Origin of the sequence: Pseudomonas fluorescens (assembly GCF_902497855.1) — a bacterium.
GTDB classification, from domain to species: domain Bacteria; phylum Pseudomonadota; class Gammaproteobacteria; order Pseudomonadales; family Pseudomonadaceae; genus Aquipseudomonas; species Aquipseudomonas fluorescens_BI.
Genome location: NZ_CABVHU010000020.1, coordinates 16,883 through 38,564, shown reverse-complemented (window position 1 = coordinate 38,564; position 21,682 = coordinate 16,883). Strand labels below are relative to the sequence as shown.

Here is a 21,682-nt window from a genome sequence, read left to right as displayed (position 1 = left end):
TTTAGCCTGACACGGAGATAAGTTTATGATTTTCAACGTACAAAGTTTTGGCGCTAAAGGCGATGGCATCACAGACGACACGGCGGCGATACAAAAAGCGATTGATGCGGCCGCCGCCGCAGGCGGTGGGCAAGTCTATATGCCGACCGGGACTTATATCGTTTCCGGAGGTGAGGAACCCTCCGACGGCTGCCTGATGCTCAAGAGCAATGTCTACCTGTACGGCGATGGCATGGGCGCAACCAACGTCAAGGTGGCTGATGGCTCCGACACCAAGATCACGGGGGTCATCCGCTCCGCCTATGGCGAGGAAACCCACGACTTCGGCGTCAGCAACCTCACCATCGACGGCAACCGCGACAGCACCACGGGCAAGGTCGACGGTTGGTTCAATGGCTACATTCCCGGCCAAGAAGGCTACGACTCCAACGTCACCCTCGACAGCGTCGAGATCAAGGATTGCTCCGGGTACGGTTTCGACCCCCACGAGCAGACCGTCAACATGGTCATCAAGAACAGCGTCTCCCACGGCAACGGCCTGGACGGCTTCGTGGCTGACTTCCTCAGCGACAGCACCTTCGAAAACAACGTCGCCTACGACAATGACCGCCACGGGTTCAACGTCGTTACCAGTACCCACGACTTCACCCTCGCCAACAACGTTGCCTACAACAACGGCGGCAATGGCATCGTGGTGCAGCGCGGCAGCGAAGACATCCCCTCCCCCAGCAACATCACCATCACCGCTGGCGAGGTGTATGGCAACGGCGCCGAAGGGGTGCTGATCAAGATGTCCAGCGCGGTGACTGTCAGCGACGTCGACATTCATGACAATGCCAGCGCCGGGATCCGCGTCTATGGCAGCAACCACGTCGAGATCATCGACAACACGCTCAACAACAATTCCCTGGGCAATCCCGTACCGGAAATCATCATCCAGTCCTACGACGATACCCTGGGCGTGTCCGGCAAGTACTTCAACGGCAGCGACAACACCATCCAGGGCAACATTATCAGCGGCAGCGACCTGTCGACCTACGGCGTTGCAGAGCGCAATGAAGACGGCACCGATCGCAACGCCATTATTGGCAACACCATCAGTCACACCAGCAAGGGTGCCACGTTGGTCTACGGTGACGGCAGCTACGTCAGCGCCACGGTGCCGATGACCGCCGTGCAAGGTACGGCTGGCAACGACACCCTGTCGGGCAGCGCCGCCAGCGAGATTTTCTACGGCGGTGCCGGCAACGACACTATCAATGGCGGGGCCGGTGACGACATTCTGGTGGGTGGTGCAGGCATCGACAAACTCACTGGCGGTACCGGCGCCGATACGTTCCGTTTCGCTGCGCAGTCCGACAGTTACCGCAACGCAACTGCAAGCTTCGATGACACCCTCCTCGACTTCGACGTCACCCAGGACAAGATCGACCTCGCCGGTCTCGGCTTCACCGGCCTGGGCAATGGCCGTGGGGGCACCTTGCAGGTCAGCTACAGCGCCAGCAACGACCGCACCTACATCAAGGACTACGACGCCGATGCCAGTGGCAATCGCTTCGAGTTGATCCTGTCGGGCAACCTGGCCAGCACCCTGACCGCCAGCCACTTCATCTTCAACCGGGTGGTCAGCGGCACCAGCGGCAGCGACTCGCTGCTGGGTAGTGATTCGGCCGACACCCTGCTAGGCCTGGCGGGCAATGACAGCCTCAGTGGCGGCGCGGGCGACGACAAGCTCGATGGCGGTGCCGGCATGGACACCCTCACCGGTGGCACCGGGGCAGACACCTTCGTGTTCTCCGATCGCCTGGACAGTTACCGCAATTACAACACCGGCGGTGTCAACCTGAGCGACCTGGTCACCGATTTTGATATCAGCGCCGACAAGATCGACCTCTCGGCCATGGGTTTCACCGGCCTGGGCGATGGCAAGAACAACACCGTGTACCTGGTGCTCAACAGTGCCGGCACCAAGACTTATATCAAGTCCCTGAGCGCCGACGCCAATGGCAACCGCTTTGAAATGACACTGAATGGCAACTACCTCGACACGCTGACCAGCGCCAATTTCGTCTTCGCCACCGCGTCGCCGACCAATCAGGCGCCGGTGCTGGCCACGCCACTGCTGGATCAGAACGCGACCGAAAACACTGCATTCAGCTATGTGGTGCCGACCACCAGTTTTACCGATCCGGATAACGACAGCCTCAGCTACACCGCCAAACTGGCCAATGGCAACGCCCTGCCCAACTGGCTGACATTCGATGCAGCCACGCGTACGTTCAGCGGCACACCCAGCGACACCGCGTCGGGCACTTATTCCATCCAGGTCACCGCGACCGACGCCAGCAATGCAACCGTCAACGACACCTTTACCTTGGCCGTGCAAGACGTACCCGCTGGCCCCGCCGTGATCAATGGCACGCCGAACAACGACACCCTGACCGGCACCGACGCCAACGAACAACTGTTCGGGGGTGCCGGTAACGACACGCTGAATGGCGGCGGGGGCAACGACATCCTCGTCGGCGGTACCGGTGCGGACAAGCTCACCGGCGGCGCGGGTGCCGATGTGTTCCGCTACACCGCAACACTCGACAGTTACCGCACCAGCGCCACCAGCAGCAGTGACCAGATCCTCGATTTCGACGTGGCCGCCGACAAGATCGATGTCTCGGCACTCGGATATACCGGCCTGGGCAATGGCCTGAACGGTACGCTGCAAGTGACCTACAGCGCTACGAGCAACCGCACCTACCTCAAGGACCTCACCGTCGATGCCAATGGCAACCGCTTCGAAGTGTCGCTGGCGGGCAACCTGGTAAATAGCCTGACGGCGAGTCATTTTGTCTTCGCCGACCAGAACACCCCCGGCAATGTAGCGCCGGTGGTGGCCATCCCCCTCCTCGACCAGAACGCCACCGAAAGTGCACCGTTCAGCTACACCCTGACCAATGACAGCTTCACCGACGCCAACCAGGATGTGCTGACCTACACCGCGACGCTTGCCGACGGCAGCGCCCTGCCCGCCTGGTTGAGTTTCAATGCCACCAACCTGACGTTCACCGGTACGCCGGTCAGCACTGCGTCCGGCAATTACACCGTCCTGGTCAAGGCCAGCGATCCCTCGGGGGCGTCGGTCAGCGACAGCTTCGCCCTGGCGGTGGCCGATGCACCTGCCAATACCATCGCCGGCACCAACAATGCCGACACCCTCAATGGCACAGTGGAAGCGGACTTGATCCTCGGCCTCGGTGGCAATGACACGATCAAGGCTGGCATCGGCGCGGACATCGTCGACGGCGGCGCCGGACGCGATTCGCTGTATGGCGGCGACGGTGCCGACACCTTCCGCTACACCAACGTGCTCGATAGCTACCGCGACTATGACACCGGCGGTGTAACGGCCACGGACACGATCTATGACTTCACCGCGGGCGTCGACAGGATCGATGTCTCGGGCCTGGGTTTTCTTGGCCTGGGCGACGGCAGCAACGGCACCTTGTACATGACCCTTAACACGGCCGGCGACAAGACCTACATCAAGTCCGCCGAAGCGGATGCCGATGGCAATCGTTTTGAAATCGCCCTCAACGGCAACTACCTCGACACACTGACCGCCAGTGACTTCGTGTTCGCAGAGCGCGCCCAGCAAGACATCCTCTACCTGCCCACCCTCGGCCAATCCAATGCACGCCTGCTGCGCATGACGGAGGACGACGATCAGTCCGGCACCTCGATGCTGGTCAATGACCTGGACCGCTACACCCCCTATGACGTGCGCAGCCAGTTCACCGACGCCGATGGCAACGGCATCGATATCGCAGTGGGTGGGAGCACCGTCAATGGCCTGTCGACCCTGGGCCCAGAGGAACTCAAGTTGTGCTGGTGGCTGACCGACACCAACCAACCCGGGCCTGCACTGCTGCGCGCCGAGGCGCTGCTGCGGGACCAGCTCACCGAGCTGCAATCCATCGACAACGTCACCATGGGCATTATTTGGGGCCAGGGCGAGGAAGCCGCCCAGGAAATCGGCCGCGCCACGGACAAACCAGCGGCAGCTGCGGCCTACAAGGCCGCAACCCTGAAGGTCTTCGATTACCTGCATGCCCAGTTCGGCAGCTTTAGCGTTTACATGATGGAAACCGGTCACTACGAGCAGGACGCAGCGCGTGCCCGTGGTTACTCGGAAGAGAAGATAGCCTCCATCGTCGAAGGGGTCGGTTATGTTCGCGCCGCCCAGGAAGCCGTCGCCGCCGAGCGCGCCGATGTCAAGCTGGCGGTGGACTACACCGACCTGCCCTTGCGCTACGAGGTCGATCCACTGGTGTATCCCGATGACGTCTGGCACCTGCACGAGGAATCGGCGGAGATCGTCGGCCAGCGCCTGGCCGACTTCATTGCCGATGACCTTGGCTTCCAGGGCGACCCCGGCGACAACAACAGCGTGCAGGACATTTTCGACAACGCTCAGAACCAGGGCGGGATGATTTCCGGTACTGACCAGGCGGATACCCTGGTGGGCAGCTCGGGCAACGACACGCTGGATGGCGACCTGGGCGCCGACACCATGACCGGTGGCGATGGCAACGACATCTATGTGGTCGATAACGCTTTCGACAGCGTGGAGGAAACCAACACCTCGACCGCGCAGATCGATACCGTACAGGCCTCGGTCAGCTGGACCCTGGGCGCCAATCTCGAGAACCTGGTGCTCACCGGCGTGTCGGACATCGACGGCACCGGCAATGAACGGCGCAACTTCATCACCGGCAATGCCGCCAATAACGTGATCGATGGTGCCGCAGGGGCCGACAGCATGAGCGGCGGCGATGGCAACGACACCTACTATGTCGACAACGCCGACGACACCGTGATCGAGACCAACAACAGTGCCGGGCCGGGAGGGATCGACAGCGTGCACAGCAGCCTGGCGGCCTATACCCTCGCCAACAACGTCGAGCAGCTGTATATCGATAGCGCTGGCGCCGCCAACGCCACGGGCAACGGGCTGGACAACACGCTGTTCGCCGGCGCCGGCAACAACGTGCTGGACGGACGCGAGGGCAGTGACACCGTGTCTTTCGAGCGCGCCCTGTCCGGCGTGAACGTAAACCTTTCGACCTCAGCGCAACAAAACACCTCGGGTTCGGGACTCGACACCTTGAAATTCTTCGAAAACCTGACGGGAAGCGCCTATGCCGACAGTCTGTCGGGCAACAGCGCCGCGAACGTGCTGAACGGTGGTGCGGGCAACGATACCCTGGTGGGCGGTTCGGGCGATGACCGGCTGATCGGCGGAGCAGGCACCGACAACCTCAGTGGCGGCACGGGCGCGGATACCTACGCGTTTGGTGCTCTGTCGGACATGGGCGTCGGGGCGTTGCGCGATGTGATCAACGGTTTCAAGACCGCCGACGGCGATCATCTGGATTTCACCGGCCTGGACGCCAACCCGCTGACCACCACTGTCGACGCCTTCACCTTCATCGGCAGCAATGCCTTTGACCCTGCCAATGCCACCGGCCAACTGCGCTTTGCCGATGGCATTGTCTACGGCAGTGTCAATGCCGACGCCACCCCCGAGTTCGAAATCCAACTGGTGGGCGTCAAGGAGCTGCAGGCCAGCGATTTCACAGCCTGAGTCAACCCGCTCCCCATGGGAGCGGGCTTGCCCGCGAAGGCGGCGGCACATTCGATATGGATGCTGACTGACCCACCGCCATCGCGAGCAAGCTCGCTCCCACAAGGGATTGGCAGTGCCCGAAAAATCGAGGACAACCACAGATCAAAATGTGGGAGCGAGCCTGCTCGCGATGACGGCGGCACATTCGATATGGATGCTGACTGATCCACCGCTATCGCGAGCAAGCTCGCTCCCACAAGGGATTGGCAGTGCCCGAAAAATCGAGGACAACCACAGATCAAAATGTGGGAGCGAGCCTGCTCGCGATGACGGCGGTACATCCAACATGGATGCTGACTGACCCACCGCTATCGCGAGCAAGCTCGCTCCCACAAGGGATTGGCAGTGTCACAAAATCGAGGGCAACCACAGATCAAATGTGGGAGCGAGCTTGCTCGCGAAGGCGGCGGCACGTTCGAAATGGATGCTGACTGACCCACCGCTTTCGCGAGCAGGCTCGCTCCCACAGGGATAGGCGCCAGTCTTTGAGTTTGAGTTTTGTTGCAACCTGACTTCTTAAAACAGGCGTTGCACCTGTTCCAGGACCGCGCGGTTCATCTGGCCGGTGTGGGTGTGCAGGCTTACATAGCTTTGCAGCATGTCGAGCTTGGTGTCGAGCAGGTCTCGACGGGCCTGAAACACCCGCTGCTGGGCATCAAGAATGTCCACCGTGGAACGCACTCCACCCTGGAAGCCTTTTTCCGTCGAGGTCAGCGCCCGCTGATTGGAGTCCACCGCACGCTGCATGGCCTTGCTCTTGGCAAACCCGGCCACGACCCCCAGATAATCGGCCTCGATGTCCTCGGCCAACTGTTGACGCTGCACATCGTAGTCGGACTGGGCACCGGCCAATTGCGCTTCGGCCTTCGCAACCGAAGCACGTACCGCCCCGCCGCGATACAACGGAATATCCAGCTGAACCCCCACGTAATAAGAGTCCTGGCGCGGGTCGAGCTCCTGGTACTGAGGGCTTTCCCGGCGCGTTAGCTGGGTGGTCAGCGACAAGGTCGGATAATGCCCGGCGCGCTGACTGTCAGCCTGCGCCTCGGCGACTTTCACTGCCGCCAGCCGGGACGCCAGATCGGGGCTGGCTTCGCGGGCAATCGCCGTCCAGTACGGCAAATCCCGCTCCGGCGGTATCGGGCTACCGGCGGGCAGTTCTTCGCGCATCGGCTGAATGTCATCGATCGGCACGCTGGAGCGCCCGGACAACGCCCGCAACGCAGCCATGCGGCGGGCCTGGGCTTCAGCCTCCTGGGCATCGACGAGATCGAGCCGGGCCTGGGCCTCATCAATATCGGTGATCGTGCCCTGGCCGCCCTGATAAAGCTTTTTGCTCTGCATCACCAACCCATTGATGGCCACCTTTTGCTGGGCGATCAACTTGATCTCGTTCTCTGCACGGGCGACGTCGAAATAACCTTTGGCCACCCGGTCGAACAAGGTCTGGCCGGCAACATCGAACAGTTGGGTACCCAACTCCCCCCGCGCCTTGCCCTCCTCATACGCCGCCCAGCGCCCCTTGTCATAGAGCGGTTGTTGCGCCGCCAGGGTGACGCTGTTCGCCTGGTAGTCGTTACTGTTGACGTAGGTGTTGTCATCACCGCCGTCGATACGTCCGCCGTAACCGTAGCGTGACGAAAGCGACACTTGCGGGTAGAGGCCGCCGCGGCCAATCGCCTCTTCATGGCTGGAAGCATCAAAGGCATGGGCTGCCGATTGCACGGTCGGGTCATTGAGCCGCGAGGCGTCATAGGCAGCGGTCAGGTTCAGGCCTTCTTCGGCGGCTCCTGCGGGATTGATCGCGGCCCAGTTGGCACACAAACCCAGTAGTACAGCGTAGCGATAGCGGCAACGGTCGGTCATGCTCATTCCTCTTTGAACGCTGCGAGCAAGCGTTCGCGCAGGGGTTTCATCAGGTAATTCATCAAGGTGCGTTCCCCCGTTACCACCGTGACATCGGCGAGCATGCCGGGGCGCACCAGCAGGCCGGCGACCTGCAGCGAGGCGACGGTGTCGGCGGCAATCTCGACCTTGGCGGAGAAGTACGGCTGGTGCGTCTGTTCATCGATCAACTGGTCCGCCGACACGGTCGCCACCGTGCCGGTGACGGTCGGCGTATCCACCCGTTGCAGCGCGGTGAAATGCACATGCACCGGCAGGCCCGGGCGCAACTTGTTGGCCATCAGCGGTTCGAAGCGCGCGGTGATCGCCATCGGCGCATCCAGCGGCACCACCTGCATCAGGGTCTGGCCGGCCTGGGCAACGCCGCCGACCGTATGGATGCTCACGTCCATGACCTGCCCGGACACCGGCGCCCGGATCGCACCGTTGTCGACTTCAAACTGCAAGGCACGAATCTGATCGGCATAACCTGCCGCCTCGGCAGAGACCTCGCTGAGCTGGGTTTCGGCATCGCGGCGAAATTCCTGCTGCGCCTGCAGGGCCTTGAGCCGGCTTTCGTTGATCGCCTGGCGGGTCCTGCCGACATCGCCCACCCCGGAGGCAATCTGCCCGGCCAATTGGGCGGCGTTGCGCTCGGACTCGAAGAGCTTGTTGCGCGGAACGTAGCCTTCACGGGCCAAATCACGCAGGCCTTCGAGTTCCTGCTGCTGGAAGCGCATCTGCGCGTCGTAGTTGCGCTTGACGCCTTCGTAGCCGAGCAATTGCTGGTGCAATGCCGCGGCTTCGTGTTCGATGATCTGCAAGCGGCTGCCCAGTTCTGCGCGGCGCGTCAGGAACAACTGGCTCTGCAAGGCCATGGTCGCCTTGACCCGCGGCTCGTCGGCATGTGCCAGCAGTTCAGCGGGCCATTGGATCTGGGCCGAGCCCAGGCGCTCGGCAATCAACCGCGCTTCGACGCTGCGATCGTTGAGCAGCTTGCCCAGGGTCACGTCCAGTTGCGACTGCGCCTGCACCGTGTTGAACTGCACCAGCAACTGTCCCTGGGTGACGCGGTCGCCATCGCTGACCAACAGCTTTTCCACCACCCCACCGACCAACGACTGCACAGCCTTGCGTTCACCCGCTACCACCACGGTGCCGCTGCCCACGACACCCTGGTCGAGCGGCGCCAGGCAGGCCCAGAGCAGGAAGCCGCCCAGGGTCAGGACCAGGAAACCCACACCATAGCGTGCCGCCCCCCGGGCGTCGGTACTGGCGCCGGGCAGCGTGGTGTCGCCACGTACGCTCAGCCCCTGCTCGCTGTACGTTTTAGCCTTTGGGGTCAGATCACGCATCTTTGCCAGCCTCTTTGACCGCGGCCGGTCTTGGTACCGGCGTCAATGCCTTGAGCACCCGATCCCGTGGACCGAATGCTTGTTGAGTGCCGTCCTTGAGCACCAGGATGTGATCGACCACCGCCAGCACATTAGGCCGATGGGTAATCAGCACCACGGTGCTGCCGGCAGCCTTGAGCGCACTGATGGCCTGCACCAGCGCCAGTTCACCGGCTTCATCGAGGTTGGAGTTGGGCTCATCGAGCACGATCAGCGACGGGCGCCCGTAAAGCGCGCGGGCCAGGCCGAGGCGTTGCTTTTGTCCACCGGACAAGCCAAGCCCGCCGGGGCCCAGCGGCGTGTCGTAACCCTTGGGGAACCGCAGGATCATCTCGTGGATACCGGCGTGACGCCCGGCGGTGATGATCTTGTCGGCGTCCTGCTCGCCGAAGCGGGCAATGTTGTCCGCCACACTGCCGTCGAACAGTTCGATGTCCTGCGGCAGGTACCCGAGGTGCGGGCCCAGGGCGTCGTGGGACCATTGGCTGATCTCGGCGTCGTCCAGGCGCACCGACCCACCCATGGCCGGCCATACCCCGACCAGCGCCCTGGCCAATGTCGATTTACCACTGGCGCTGGGGCCGACAACGGCAAGCACCTCTCCTTTGGACAGGCTGAAATTGATGCCCCGCACAATCGGTTGCGCAGCACCGGGCGGGCCGACATACAACTGCTCCAGGCGCACCGCGCCGGTGGGCGGTGGCAAAGGCATGCGCAGGCGCTCGCGCGGATGCTCGGCCAGCAGTTGGCTCAGGCGCTGGTAGCTCTGGCGGCCGGCGTTGAATTGCTTCCATGAGCCAATGGCGATTTCCACGGGCGCCAGGGCACGCCCCAGCAGCAGCGACATCGCAATCATCATGCCCGCCGACAATTGGCCTTCCAGCACCAGCAGCGCCCCCAGGCCCAAGGCCAGCGACTGGCCGGAGATGCGCACGAAACGGGTCATCGAAGTGATGCGGGCGCTGCGATCGCTGGCATGGGCCTGGGCGGCAATGATGCGTTGCTGCAGCAAGCTCCAGCGCTGGCGCAACGGCCCGAGCATGCCCAAGGCCTGGATAACCTCGGCGTTGTGCAACGTGCTGTTGACATAACTTGAAGACTGCACGCCCAGCCGATTGGCTTCGCCCAGGCGCGTGCGGGTCGCCAGCTCGCCCCACAGCGCCAGGCCGATCAGCACCAGGGCCAGAACCAGCGTCAGCAAACCGAACCATGGATGGAAGATGAACGCCACCAGCAGGAAGATGGGCAACCACGGCGCGTCGAGCAAGGCGATCAGGCCCTGGCCGGTAAGCAACTGTCGCAGCGTCGCCAGGTCAGTGAGCACCTGCGCCGGGTTGGCGTTGTGCTCGCGCAGGCTGCGGGCAAAGGCCGCGTCGAAAATCCGCTCTCCCAAGGCATCGTCCAGCCCCGCGCTCATGCGAATCATCACCTCGCCGCGCACCCACTCGATCAGGGCGCTGAACATGAACAGTCCCAAGGCGATCAAGGTGAGCATGAACAAGGTGGTTTCGTTGCGACTGGTGAGGACCCGGTCGTACACCTGCATCATGTAGAGCGACGGCACCAGCACCAGCAGGTTGATCACGCCACTGAACAGTGCCAGGGACCAGAACACCCGGCGATAGCTTAATAACGCGGCATCAATGTCATGACGCGGATCGAGAAGCAAACCCATTAGAATGTCGCTCACAAAAGGAAAAGTCGGTCCAGGACGCAATCCATCGCGAGCGTTTTGCCCAGAAAATTGGAGAAAACACTGAATGTAGGCTGACGAGCTGCTATCAGAGACGGTCCTCGTCGCTACAGGCGCCCATTACTGACAATGCCTTCACGGGTTAGTGCCGGATCCAAGGGCCGGGTTTTCAGGTGGGTGACGGGCGGGAATGTTGCGGCGCCACGCTCGCTCGTCGCTCGACCTCGCAAGTCCGCCTTCGGACCAGTGAATCGATGGACGCTCCAGACGATCCGAGCTGCGCACGAAGGTGAAAGGTGATCTAACGCCTGTCCGCTTATTCCCTGCTCGATGTTGGTATCGCAATCCGGCTACTGGCCTTGACCTCCCGTAAAGCCAGGCTGGACTGAATGGAGGCAATACCCACCTGACGCCTGAGCACCTGCTCGATGAAATCACTGTAGCTATCAAGATCCTCTGCCAACACTTGCAGCACGTAATCGGCATCCCCGGTGATCTTGTGACAGGACAGCACTTCAGGCAATTGCGCAATCACCGCCTCGAAGGCGTCGGGCGCGTGATCGGCGTGGGTGGAAAAACGGATGTGCACGAATGCCATGATATCCAGCCCCAGCATTCGTCGATCAAGGTTCGCCTGGTAGCCCTTGATCACGCCCGCCTCCTCCATTCTCTTACGCCGCCGCCAGCAAGGCGTAAGGCTTAACGACAGGCGCTCACTGAGCTCGGCATTGGAAATGCTCGCGTCTTCCTGCAGCAACGCAAGTATCGCCAGGTCGCTGTCGTCGAGAGTGATGCGTTTGGATATTTTTTTCTGCATCGCGCCATTCCCGAGTAAGTTCGCCCGTAATATCACCCAAACCCTGAACATAAAGCAAAGAAATCGCCGCCGTACCAGAACAAAATATTTGCACTGGTTCACTTCAGCGGATGCGCACAATGTTTACAGTTTTCAGTGATTCCCACCGTTTGCACCACGGCACCGAATTGAAAGACGGCGTGCTCAAGCCGTCCTTCGAACAGCCCAGTCGGGCCGATACCGTCCATAACCGGGTCAAGCAGGTGGGACTTGGCCAGATCATCGAGCCGCGAGCATTTGACCGGTCGTGCTATGTGAACGCGCACAGCGAGCGCTACGTGGCCTTTCTGGAAAATGCCTGGTCTGAATGGCGCGCAACCGGGCGCGCCCACGATGCCTTGCCGCTGGTATGGCCAGTGCGTGATCTGGCCAACGAGACAGTGCCGGCTTTCATCGACGGCAAGCTGGGTTTCTACGCCATGGACGCCGGCTCCCCCATCACCGCCACCACCTGGCAAGCGGTAAAAACCAGCGCCGATATCGCGCTGACGGGACTGGCGCTGATCGATGAAGGCCACGACAGTGCCTTTGCCCTGTGCCGCCCGCCCGGCCATCACGCCGCGCGGGAATACATGGGCGGCTACTGCTATCTGAACAACGCCGCCATTGCCGCACAGCAGGCCATTACCCAAGGCGCCCAGCGTGTCGCGGTATTGGACGTCGACTTTCATCATGGCAACGGCACGCAGAACATTTTCTACGGGCGCAGCGACGTCATGTTTGTCTCACTGCACGGCGAGCCTGCAGTGTCCTATCCGTACTACTCCGGTTTCAGCCACGAAGTCGGCGCAGGCCACGGCGAAGGTTACAACCTGAACTATCCGATGCCGAAGAACACCACTTGGGAAAGCTACCGCGACGCCTTGCTCCACGCCTGCAAGAAGCTCCAGCAATTTGCCCCTGAAGTGCTGGTTATTTCACTGGGCGTCGACACGTTCAAGGACGACCCCATCAGTCACTTCCTGCTGGAAAGCGAAGACTTCATCGGCATCGGCGAGCTGATCGCGGGCGTGGGCTGCCCCACCCTGTTCGTGATGGAGGGCGGCTACATGGTCGATGAAATCGGGATCAATGCGGTCAATGTGCTGCATGGCTACGAGAGCAAACGCGCCTGAGTCATCCCCTGAGTCGCAGCGTTTCAACTACTGAATCGGAGAATAAAAACATGACTCTTTTTATAGATGTCGATCATGCCGCACGCCTGTTCGCCACAGTGGGAATCCGCCGGGCAATCCGCGAGATGGCCGCTTACATCGAAACTGACTATTCACGCTGGGCGCAGTTTGATAAGTCGCCCCGCACCGCCAATCATTCGGCCGAGGGTGTGATCGAGTTGATGCCGACCGACGATGGCCAACAGTACTCGTTCAAATACGTGAACGGTCACCCGGACAACGGTCAAAGGGACTTGCTGACAGTCATGGCCTTCGGTGTGCTGGCCGATGTCCACAGTGGCTATCCGACCTTGCTCAGTGAACTGACGCTGACCACAGCCGTGCGCACTGCCGCGACCTCCGCCCTGGTCGCGCAGTCCCTGGCGCGCCCGGGTGCAAGCACTATGGCAATCATCGGCAATGGCGCCCAGAGCGAATTTCAGGCCCTCGCCTTCCACGAAATGCTGTCCATCAAGGAAATTCGCATTTTCGATATCGATCGCGACGCTTCACTTAAGTTAAAGCAGAACCTGGCCACCTTCCCGGATATCGAGGTGATTGTGGCCGACTCGGTACAGGCCGCGGTCAAGGGCGCACACATCGTCACCACGGTCACCGCCGACAAGGCCTATGCAACGATTCTGACGCCCGAGATGATCGAACCCGGCATGCATATCAATGCCGTCGGCGGTGACTGCCCGGGGAAAACCGAACTGCACGCCGAGATCCTGCGCAATGCCCGGGTCATCGTTGAGTTTGAACCTCAAACCCGGATCGAAGGCGATATTCAACAATTGGCGGCCGACTTTCCCGTCGTCGAGTTCTTCCGGATTGTTCAGGGCGAAGTCCCGGGCCGCGAGAACGACGCGCAGGTCACCGTTTTCGATTCGGTGGGTTTTGCCCTGGAAGACTTTTCGTCACTGCGCTACATGCACGACCTGGCGCGCAAGCATGCCATCGGTGAGCGCATCCATCTGGTGCCGACGCCCGCCAACATAAAAAACCTCTACCAACTGCTTGATCAGCAGCCAGCAACCGTCCCCTCGCGCCTGCGCACAGTGAGCTGATAGCCACAGGTGAGGCCCCCTGAGCAAAGTACCAAGGGGCTACTCACCGTGTGAGTGGACGAGAAAACCTGCCACCCGCAAACCACCACCGTCAGTAGCCGTTGCATCTCTAACAAGAACGCTAGACAGCCACTTTCTGCCAAAACTCAAAAAACATAAAATCAAGAGGTTTTGTAATGGAATCGACTCCGTCCGAACGGGTTGAACAGCCCGCGCTGCAGCGCACGCTCAGCAATCGTCACATTCAGTTAATGGCCATGGGAGGTGCCATCGGTACAGGCCTGTTCATGGGTTCCGGGAAGATCATTGCCCTCTCCGGCACCTCGATCATCCTCATTTATATGATCATCGGGATGTTCGTCTACTTCGTCATGCGCGCCATGGGCGAACTGTTGCTCTCCAACTTGAACTTCAAAAGCTTCGCGGATTTTGCCGGTACCTACCTGGGCCCGCGAGCGGCATTCTTCCTCGGCTGGTCGTACTGGCTGAGTTGGAGCGTCGCGGTGGTAGGCGATGCCGTGGTGGTCGGCGGCTTCTTTCAATACTGGTTCCCCGATGTACCCGCCTGGATACCCGCCATCGGTATGCTAATGACGCTGTTTGCCTTGAACGTGCTGACCGTCAGGCTTTTCGGTGAAGTGGAGTTCTGGTTCGCGATCATCAAGATCATTGCCGTCGTCACTCTGATCGGTGTCAGCATGGTGCTGATTGCCAGCTCCTTTGTCTCTCCCAATGGAGTCACGGCATCCCTGAGCCACCTGCTGGACAAACAGGCAACCTTTCCCAACGGCTTGTTCGGTTTCTTCGCCGGTTTCCAGATGGCCATTTTCTCATTTGCCGGCACCGAACTGATCGGCATCGCAGCCGCGGAAACCCGCTCCCCAGAGAAGACCCTGCCTAAAGCCATCAACTCGATTCCGCTGAGAATCATCCTGTTTTATGTGCTGGCACTGGCCTGCATTATTGCAGTGACGTCCTGGCAACAGGTTTCGCCCAACAAGAGCCCCTTCGTCGAACTGTTTCTGGTGGCCGGGTTTCCCGCAGCAGCCGGCATCGTCAACTTCGTGGTGTTGACGTCTGCCGCCTCTTCGGCCAACAGCGGCGTATTTTCATCCAGCCGCATGTTGTTCGGGCTGGCGAACCAGGACAATGCGCCAGGGGTTTTTCGACGCCTGTCGAGCAGTAGCGTGCCCCTGCTGAGCCTGGCGTTCACCACAGTGTTGATGCTGGTGGGCGTACTGTTGCTGTTCATCGTTCCGGAAGTCATGACAGCGTTCACCATTGTCTCTACCGTGTCGGCGATCCTGGTGATTTTCACGTGGTCGACCATCCTCGCATCGTACATTGCGTATCGCAGAAGCCGGCCCGACCTGCATGCGCAATCGGCCTACAAGATGCCTGGCGGCGTGCCGATGGCCTGGTTCTCTTTGGCGTTCCTGGGCTTTGTTCTCTGTTTGCTGGCATTAAGACCTGACACCCGTATTGCCTTGATGGTCATGCCGGGCTGGTTCATATGGTTGGCAATTGCCTATCAGCTGACCCACACCTGGAAGCCCAAACCCGCTTCTGGATCGACAAGTCAGTACAGCTGAGTTTGATGTAGCGCTCTACAGCTGCTGCAACGGAAGCGTGCGTGGCGCCCATGAAGCAGCGGCTGCAGAACACAACTCTTTTACCCTAACTCCCGTTGGAGCTGCTCGCGATCCAAAGCCCCGTCCCAACGAGCGATGAAGATGGTTGCTACGCCATTGCCGATGACGTTGATCAGCGCACCGCCTTCAGAGATGAAACGATAGACCCCAAGCACCAACACCAGCCCTGCCGCGGGAATAACGTCCATCGACCCCAATGTTGCGGCAAGCGTGATGAACGCTCCTCCCGTGACACTGGCGGCGCCCTTCGAAGTCAGGAGCAAGATCAGCAGCAAAGTGACCTGATGGTAGAGGGACACATCGATATCGAGCGCCTGAGCGATAAAAATCGGTGTCACGTAATAGCAGATCAGCAAATTTCCGTAGGAGACCAGCGATCCCACGCCATACTTGCCTACGGTAAACGCCATCCCGCCGAAAGCGCCCAAGGGAGCGACATACATGACGATCTTGAGCATCCGGAAAAAGGCGTTGGCGATCAGATCGATGATGTTCAACAGGGGCTTACCCAGATCGCCCATCAACTGCAAGGCGAAGGCGAATAAGACCGAGATAAATAACACCTGCAGGATGTCACCCTCGGTAAAAGCGCCGAACACCGTGGACGGAATAATGTGGGTAAGGAAACCAACCACGCTTTGATCGTGCGCGGCCTTGGCATAACCGGCGATGGCAGTTGCATCCAATGATGCAGGGTCAATGTGCATGCCGGCGCCATGCCCCGGGTGTTGTGAAAGTGCAAGGTCAATTGGGCGTAATCCTGAGGCGGCGCTTTAACCGGTTTAAGGTGTTGAGAGGGCAAGGTCTCACTCTGTGAGGCCTTGAACCCGGCCGCACCCGATCGCCGAAGATGGTCTAGGATGCTTCTGACCCCATGAAACGGAGAAGCCAACGTGAACACCTTGAAACTTCACCCTGCACTGGACAATGGCATCCAACCCGCCGCCGCGAATTTCACCGGTGGCACCCTGCAATGCCTGTGTGCGACCGACAAGGTCGAGGTAAAAATCGACGCGCAAACCCTGCATAACCACGCATGCGGCTGCAGCAAATGCTGGAAACCGCAAAACGCGATCTTCTCCGTTGTTGCCGTGGTCCCTCGGGATAAGGTCAGCGTCACGGCCCACGGTGAAAAACTGGAAATTGTCGACGAAACCGCCACCATCCAGCGGCACGCCTGCAAGCAGTGCCACGCCCATCTCTTTGGGCGCATCGAAAACAAGGACCATGGGTTTTATGGCCTTGACTTCGTCCACACCGAGCTCTCTCCCCAAAGCGGATGGGCGACGCCGGGCTTCGCAGCGTTCGTGTCCTCCATCATCGAAACCGGCACGCCGCCAGCGCAAATGAAGGCCATCCGTGAGCGCCTGCGCTCGATCGGCCTGGAGCCCTATGACTGCCTGTCGCCAGACTTGATGGACGCACTGGCGACCCATGTCGCCAAACAGAAAGGCCTGCTCCCCGCCGCCTGATTCGCAGGCAAAAAAAAGCCCCGCCACCGAATGCGGTGCGGGGCAAGGATTGGTTGGTTGCGGCCAACCAAAGGAGCTCGTTGAAAAGCCTTTACGTTCCGGGGTCAGATGCAATCCTGTGCGGCGCGCTCAAAACTTGAAGGCAGGAAGTTCGTGGCCAGCAAATGCCGCTCGTAGATGAACACCTTGCCGCCGCTCCCGGCCTTGTAGGCTTCCAGCACGTTGTCCGCCGAGACTTTGCTCGGCACCACGATCCGGTAGCTGCGCTGGGTCTGCGAGACTGTCGGGTTCAACGCACTGCCCTGCAATTTCGGTACGACGCAGTCGGCGTATTGGGCAGGCGTCTTGTTGGTCTGCAAGGTCAGGGTCGGATCGTTCGGTGCGCAGGCACAACCGGCAAGCAACAAGGAGGCAAACGCCATGGCAGGCACGATTAAAGGGCGCATCGGTCTCATCCTGAAAAATAAAAGGTTCGGTTCATCCAGCAACGGAACTGCGTCATTCGATGCAAGCGATTTTCCAACTATTGCCGACAAAGCAGAACTTATGTTTCGTAATGGTCACTATCACTTCCAGCAATAGTTGCGCGCCGTGCAGACGGATACACACGGCATCACGACTGGAAAGGCGACTGTTCCAGGACGCTCTGCGTCGGGCGATAGTCAGTCATCCTTGATCCAACACCTGCCTCATGCCACGGTGTGCGTCGCGTGCGCTTTCGCATATCGCCCCAGGCCAATCTTGATGGCGACCAGCATGGGCGCGGCGAAGACGAACAGCAGGGCCACGGCGAAAAAAGCGCTGTCGAAGGCAATCACCGTGGCCTGCCCCGACACCGCCTTGCCCAGCAGGCTGGTCGCCGCCCGTGCAGCGGCGGCCTGATCCATGCCCTTCCCCGCCAGCATCGCCGCGGTGGCGGTCAGCCGTTGTTTGGCGCGATAGTCGCGGTCATCGATCCGGAACAGCACATTACCTGCGCGCACGGTCTGGTTGTCCTCGACCTCCAGTGCCGTGACATAGCCGTTGTCCTGGAGCGAGTTCATTTTTTCATTTCCTGTTCAATGCCTGGAACTACAGCAACCACGGAGCGGCAGTGACCTGCCGCCCGGCTGTCGAGCGTTCGTGAGCGCGGGATCGGCTCACTTTTTGATCGGTGTAACCAGCGGCGTTTTATCGGTATCGAGGACGAACACAGCCAACAGGCGCGCAGGTTCGGTGTCGCTGGCGTTGGCGCTGACTTCGTGCACGGAGCCCGGCTCCTCGACGAAGTTTTCGCCGACCTTGTAGATCTTTTCCGGCTCGCCTTTGACTTTGATGCGAAACGAGCCCTCCAGGACCGTTGCATAGATGAAGGCGGTTTTAGGATGGGTATGGGACGGCGAAGCGGCGCCCGGCCCATATTCGACCAGCACGCCTTTCAGGCTCTTGCCAGGAATATTGGGAATCGGACGGTCGAATACCACCGTCACCTTGCCTGCGGGCGGCTCAGCGGCCGACACCGCGCTGATCGAGAGCGCTGCGAAGGCAGCGGCTAATACAAATCGAGTCACCATGACATGGCTCCTTCGTGGATGAGGGGTGATGGCGCGCGTCGTTACCGGGTCGCCGACTGAGCGAACCAGTCTTCGAAGCGGATTGCTCCCAGCCGCGCATTTTTGCCGGCGGTCAGCGATTGATCGTCGAGCACGGCGCCGAAGTAACGCGCGTTCACGTCCGGCACGACCTTGCGGTTGTCCTGGGTCAGCTGCAGAAAGCGCCTGGCCAGGTCGTCGATCGGCATGGCTTCGGGCCCCCCGACTTCGACCGTGCCATTGACCGGTGCTGCCAGCACGACATCGGCCAGCGCCGCCACCACGTCGTCGGACGCGATCGGCTGGATCAGCGCCGGCGAAACGTGAATCTCCTCGCCGACGGCGAACGACTGGACAATGCCGTCGACAAACTCGAAGAACTGCGTGGCACGCAACAGGGTGTAAGGAATGCCGGACGCCTTGATAAGGCTCTCCTGCGCGACCTTGGCCCGGAAATAACCGGCCTCGGGCAGCCGTTCGCTGCCGACAATCGACAGGGCAACGTGATGACGAACACCGGCCGCCGCTTCGGCCGCCAGCAGGTTTCGGCTCGAGGTTTCGAAGAAATCGAGCACGGCCTGGTCCTCCCACGACGGTGCGTTCGCCACGTCGACCACCACATCGGTACCATCCATCGCTTCGGCCAAGCCTTCGCGGGTGATGCTGTTCACGCCCGTGCTGGGGCTGGCGGCGAGCACGTCATGGCCGCGCTCGCGAAGGGTGTCTACAAGTTTCGATCCGATGAGGCCGGAGCCTCCGATGACAACGATCTTCATGGCTGTTCTCCACGTGTCGACTGCAACGATTGCGTCGGTGTAGGTAGAGATTGCCTGCGCCTGCGAGGCAAGTCCTTGCGCCGGGCTTGGGTTTGGCTTGGATTTACGTCCAAAGCAGCAGTTGTTTGTCCAGCTGCCCTTGGCGCGGACGGTGCAGCAGCTGTCGAGCTGCCGTATGATCAGCGTCAATTATTAATCGTCAGTCGCCTGGGACACGGAGTTGAGGGCGCTTCGCCGGGGATGCTTGCCTTGCAATTTGCGTTTGAAGACTTCGTGCTCGATCAGGATCGCCGGGAACTGACCTTGCGCGGGGACATCGTGGCCGTCGGGCCGCAGGTCTTCGACCTTTTGCTGCTGTTCGTCAACAACCCCGATCGCGTCGTCAGCAAGGACGACTTGCTCCAGGCGGTGTGGAGCGGTCGAATCGTCTCGGAATCGACGATCACCAGTCATATCAATGCGGTGCGCAAGGCCATCGGTGATACCGGTGAGGAACAGCGCCTGGTGCGCACGGTTCCTCGCAAGGGTTACAGGTTCGTCGGTCAGATCAAGCTCGACATCAGCGCAGAGTCACGCCCACCTGACATCGACCTGCCCTCGCCCGCTATCACGAGGCAGACGCCCGCCTCCACGCTGGTTCTCCCGGATAAACCCTCGATCACCGTCCTGCCCTTCCAGAACCTCAGCGGCGATCCGGAGCAGGAGTACTTCGCCGACGGCGTCGTGGAGGACATCATCGCCGCCCTGTCGCGGATCCGCTGGCTGTTCGTCATCGCACGCAATTCGAGCTTCACCTACAAGGGCCGGGCGGTGGACGTCAAAGGCGTCGGCCAGGACCTGGGCGTTCGCTACGTGCTCGAAGGCAGCGTGCGCAAAAGCGGGAACAAGGTGCGCATCACCGGGCAACTGATCGACGCGACAAGCGGAACGCATATCTGGGCGGAGCGCTTCGAAGGCCAGCTCGACGACCTCTTCGAATTGCAGGATCAGGTCTCCCAAAGCGTTGTCGGTGCCATCGCGCCGCAACTGGAACGGGCAGAAATCGAGCGCGCCAAACGCAAGCCGACCGAAAGCCTGGACGCCTACGATCATTACCTGCGCGGCATGGCCAAACTGCACAGCGGCAGCCGGGAAGCCATCGCGGATGCGCTGCCGATGTTCTACCAGGCGATTGCACTCGATCCGGAATTCGCCTCGGCCTATGGCATGGCCGCCTGGTGCATCTTGTGGCGCAAGCTCAATGGCTGGATGACCGACCGGACTGCAGAGACCGCCGAAGGCGCACGGCTTGCGCGCCTGGCGGTGACGCTGGGGCGCGATGATGCGGTCGCGTTGACACGGGGCGGACATGCGCTGGGGCATCTCACCGGCGATGTCGATGGCGGCATTGCGTTGCTCGACAGGGCACGCCTGCTCAATCCCAACCTCGCCCCCGCTTGGTTCCTGGGCGGTATCTTGCGGGCACTGCGCGGTGAAACAGACGCCGCCATCAAGGATCTGACCCATGCCGTTCGCTTGAGTCCGCTGGACCCGGAAATGTTCAGGATGCAGGTCGGCATGGCACTCGCGCATTTTTTCGCCGGGCGCTTCGATCTCGCTGCGCAGTGGGCGGAAAAAGCCCTGGGCAACCTGCCCAGTCTGCTGGCCTCCGCGGCCATAGTGGCGGCCAGTTATGCGCTCAGCGGACGAATGGACAAAGCGAAGCAGGCGATGCAGCACCTGAACGAGCTGGATCCGTCTTTGCGCGTCTGCAATCTCAAAGACTGGCTGCCCATCCAACGGCCGGAGGATCTCGGACGGTTCGCGGAGGGATTGCGGCTGGCCGGGCTGCCCGAGTGACGGCAACCTGACCCTGAAATGACTGTGTGCGAGATAGAGAAACCCCTATCTCGCCACACAAGTGTCGGCGTACTCGGCGCCCCCCTATCAGCCCTGCGCTTTGCTCATTTTGGTGAACAGCTCGGTCGGCACTTTCTTGCCATTGGTGGTGAACTGGTTGGTGCGGAACTTGTAGACCTCGCCTTCGGAGAGGAAACCGTCGTTGTTGGTGTCCATCGCCTTGAATTCCTCACTGCCCTGGGGGGCCACGGTCAGCAACTCTTTCAGGGACACGCGGCCGTCGTCGTCAGTGTCGGTACGGGCGAAGGAAGCATCGCCGCATTTGCCTTCACCGCACTTGCCTTCGCCGGCCTTGGTGACCTTGGCACCGGTTTCGCCGGCACCGCACTTGCCTTCGCCACACTTGCCTTCACTGGTCTTTTCCGCCGCGGCAAGTTGGTAGCCTTGCGGCAGTGCGTCAGCGGCGAAGGCGGACGAAGCGAGGTTCATGCTGCCGACCAGTGCAACAGCGATCAGGCCAATACGGGATTTGCTCGAGATACGGGACATGGTTATTTCTCCGGGTACTGTGTGCGGCGAGGCCGCTCAGGGTCATGCCACCAGGGCGATAAGCCGTGGTGCGAGGTGCGTTTGCTTTCTCG

16 protein-coding genes and 1 pseudogene are annotated in these 21,682 nt (G+C 60.8%); 7 read left to right on the top strand and 10 right to left on the bottom strand.

Annotation, left to right across the window (positions count from 1 at the left end):
• The first annotated feature begins 25 nt into the window (after nucleotides 1–25).
• Complete coding sequence (locus F8N96_RS29370) at nucleotides 26–5,641, top strand: putative Ig domain-containing protein (RefSeq protein ID WP_150800764.1); 5,616 nt, start codon at nucleotides 26–28, stop codon at nucleotides 5,639–5,641.
• Nucleotides 5,642–6,199: 558 nt separating this feature from the next.
• On the opposite strand, the gene F8N96_RS29360 is transcribed toward F8N96_RS29370, so the two are convergent.
• The 4 genes from F8N96_RS29360 to F8N96_RS29345 form a co-directional block, all read right to left on the bottom strand.
• Nucleotides 6,200–7,549 (bottom strand): TolC family outer membrane protein, encoded by a 1,350-nt coding sequence (locus tag F8N96_RS29360; RefSeq protein WP_150800763.1) that lies wholly within the window; start codon nucleotides 7,547–7,549, stop codon nucleotides 6,200–6,202.
• Between the two features lie 2 nt (nucleotides 7,550–7,551).
• Complete coding sequence (locus F8N96_RS29355) at nucleotides 7,552–8,922, bottom strand: HlyD family type I secretion periplasmic adaptor subunit (RefSeq protein WP_150800762.1); 1,371 nt, start codon at nucleotides 8,920–8,922, stop codon at nucleotides 7,552–7,554.
• Nucleotides 8,915–10,636 (bottom strand): type I secretion system permease/ATPase, encoded by a 1,722-nt coding sequence (locus F8N96_RS29350; RefSeq protein ID WP_150800761.1) that lies wholly within the window; start codon nucleotides 10,634–10,636, stop codon nucleotides 8,915–8,917. The genes F8N96_RS29355 and F8N96_RS29350 overlap by 8 nt, the downstream gene beginning before the upstream one ends.
• A gap of 334 nt (nucleotides 10,637–10,970) precedes the next feature.
• Nucleotides 10,971–11,471 carry an Lrp/AsnC family transcriptional regulator gene (locus tag F8N96_RS29345; RefSeq protein WP_150800760.1) on the bottom strand — a complete coding sequence of 167 codons (501 nt, stop codon included), beginning with the start codon at nucleotides 11,469–11,471 and terminating at the stop codon, nucleotides 10,971–10,973.
• A gap of 119 nt (nucleotides 11,472–11,590) precedes the next feature.
• Between F8N96_RS29345 and F8N96_RS29340 the strand changes: the two genes are divergently transcribed.
• The 3 genes from F8N96_RS29340 to F8N96_RS29330 all read left to right on the top strand — a co-directional run bounded on the left by F8N96_RS29340 (nucleotide 11,591) and on the right by F8N96_RS29330 (nucleotide 15,323).
• Nucleotides 11,591–12,625, top strand: coding sequence for a histone deacetylase family protein (locus F8N96_RS29340; RefSeq protein ID WP_150800759.1), 1,035 nt, complete (start codon nucleotides 11,591–11,593; stop codon nucleotides 12,623–12,625).
• A 50-nt stretch (nucleotides 12,626–12,675) separates the two neighbouring features.
• Nucleotides 12,676–13,731: an ornithine cyclodeaminase gene (locus F8N96_RS29335; RefSeq protein WP_150800758.1), complete on the top strand. Its 1,056-nt coding sequence runs from the start codon at nucleotides 12,676–12,678 to the stop codon at nucleotides 13,729–13,731.
• Nucleotides 13,732–13,907: 176 nt separating this feature from the next.
• Nucleotides 13,908–15,323 (top strand): amino acid permease, encoded by a 1,416-nt coding sequence (locus F8N96_RS29330; protein WP_150800757.1) that lies wholly within the window; start codon nucleotides 13,908–13,910, stop codon nucleotides 15,321–15,323.
• A gap of 80 nt (nucleotides 15,324–15,403) precedes the next feature.
• Here F8N96_RS29330 and F8N96_RS29325 read toward each other — a convergent pair.
• Nucleotides 15,404–16,099: pseudogene (locus tag F8N96_RS29325) on the bottom strand (cation:dicarboxylate symporter family transporter); the annotation flags it as partial.
• A gap of 177 nt (nucleotides 16,100–16,276) precedes the next feature.
• Between F8N96_RS29325 and gfa the strand changes: the two are divergent.
• Entirely contained in the window at nucleotides 16,277–16,855 is a 579-nt protein-coding gene (gene gfa / locus F8N96_RS29320) for an S-(hydroxymethyl)glutathione synthase (protein WP_150800756.1), read from the top strand.
• A gap of 104 nt (nucleotides 16,856–16,959) precedes the next feature.
• Here gfa and F8N96_RS29315 read toward each other — a convergent pair whose 3' ends face one another.
• Entirely contained in the window at nucleotides 16,960–17,301 is a 342-nt protein-coding gene (locus tag F8N96_RS29315) for a hypothetical protein (RefSeq protein ID WP_150800755.1), read from the bottom strand.
• Between F8N96_RS29315 and F8N96_RS35140 the strand changes: the two genes are divergently transcribed.
• Nucleotides 17,276–17,437, top strand: a complete 162-nt coding sequence (locus F8N96_RS35140) for a hypothetical protein (RefSeq protein WP_191630780.1) — start codon at nucleotides 17,276–17,278, stop codon at nucleotides 17,435–17,437. The genes F8N96_RS29315 and F8N96_RS35140 overlap by 26 nt on opposite strands.
• A 107-nt stretch (nucleotides 17,438–17,544) precedes the next feature.
• Here F8N96_RS35140 and F8N96_RS29310 read toward each other — a convergent pair whose 3' ends face one another.
• The 3 genes from F8N96_RS29310 to F8N96_RS29295 form a co-directional block, all read right to left on the bottom strand.
• Nucleotides 17,545–17,898 (bottom strand): biotin/lipoyl-binding protein, encoded by a 354-nt coding sequence (locus tag F8N96_RS29310; protein WP_224794138.1) that lies wholly within the window; start codon nucleotides 17,896–17,898, stop codon nucleotides 17,545–17,547.
• A 96-nt stretch (nucleotides 17,899–17,994) separates the two neighbouring features.
• The gene (locus tag F8N96_RS29300; protein ID WP_150800754.1) at nucleotides 17,995–18,408 is read right to left on the bottom strand and encodes a cupin domain-containing protein; all 414 of its coding nucleotides are present in this window, start codon (nucleotides 18,406–18,408) and stop codon (nucleotides 17,995–17,997) included.
• Between the two features lie 41 nt (nucleotides 18,409–18,449).
• On the bottom strand, nucleotides 18,450–19,202 hold the full coding sequence (locus F8N96_RS29295) for an SDR family oxidoreductase (RefSeq protein ID WP_150800753.1): 753 nt from the start codon (nucleotides 19,200–19,202) through the stop codon (nucleotides 18,450–18,452).
• A gap of 249 nt (nucleotides 19,203–19,451) precedes the next feature.
• Here F8N96_RS29295 and F8N96_RS29290 point away from each other — a divergent pair, with 249 nt between their 5' ends.
• Nucleotides 19,452–21,041, top strand: a complete 1,590-nt coding sequence (locus tag F8N96_RS29290) for a winged helix-turn-helix domain-containing tetratricopeptide repeat protein (RefSeq protein WP_150800838.1) — start codon at nucleotides 19,452–19,454, stop codon at nucleotides 21,039–21,041.
• An 87-nt stretch (nucleotides 21,042–21,128) separates the two neighbouring features.
• On the opposite strand, the gene F8N96_RS29285 is transcribed toward F8N96_RS29290, so the two are convergent.
• Nucleotides 21,129–21,590, bottom strand: coding sequence for a hypothetical protein (locus tag F8N96_RS29285; protein ID WP_150800752.1), 462 nt, complete (start codon nucleotides 21,588–21,590; stop codon nucleotides 21,129–21,131).
• Nucleotides 21,591–21,682: the final 92 nt, after the last annotated feature.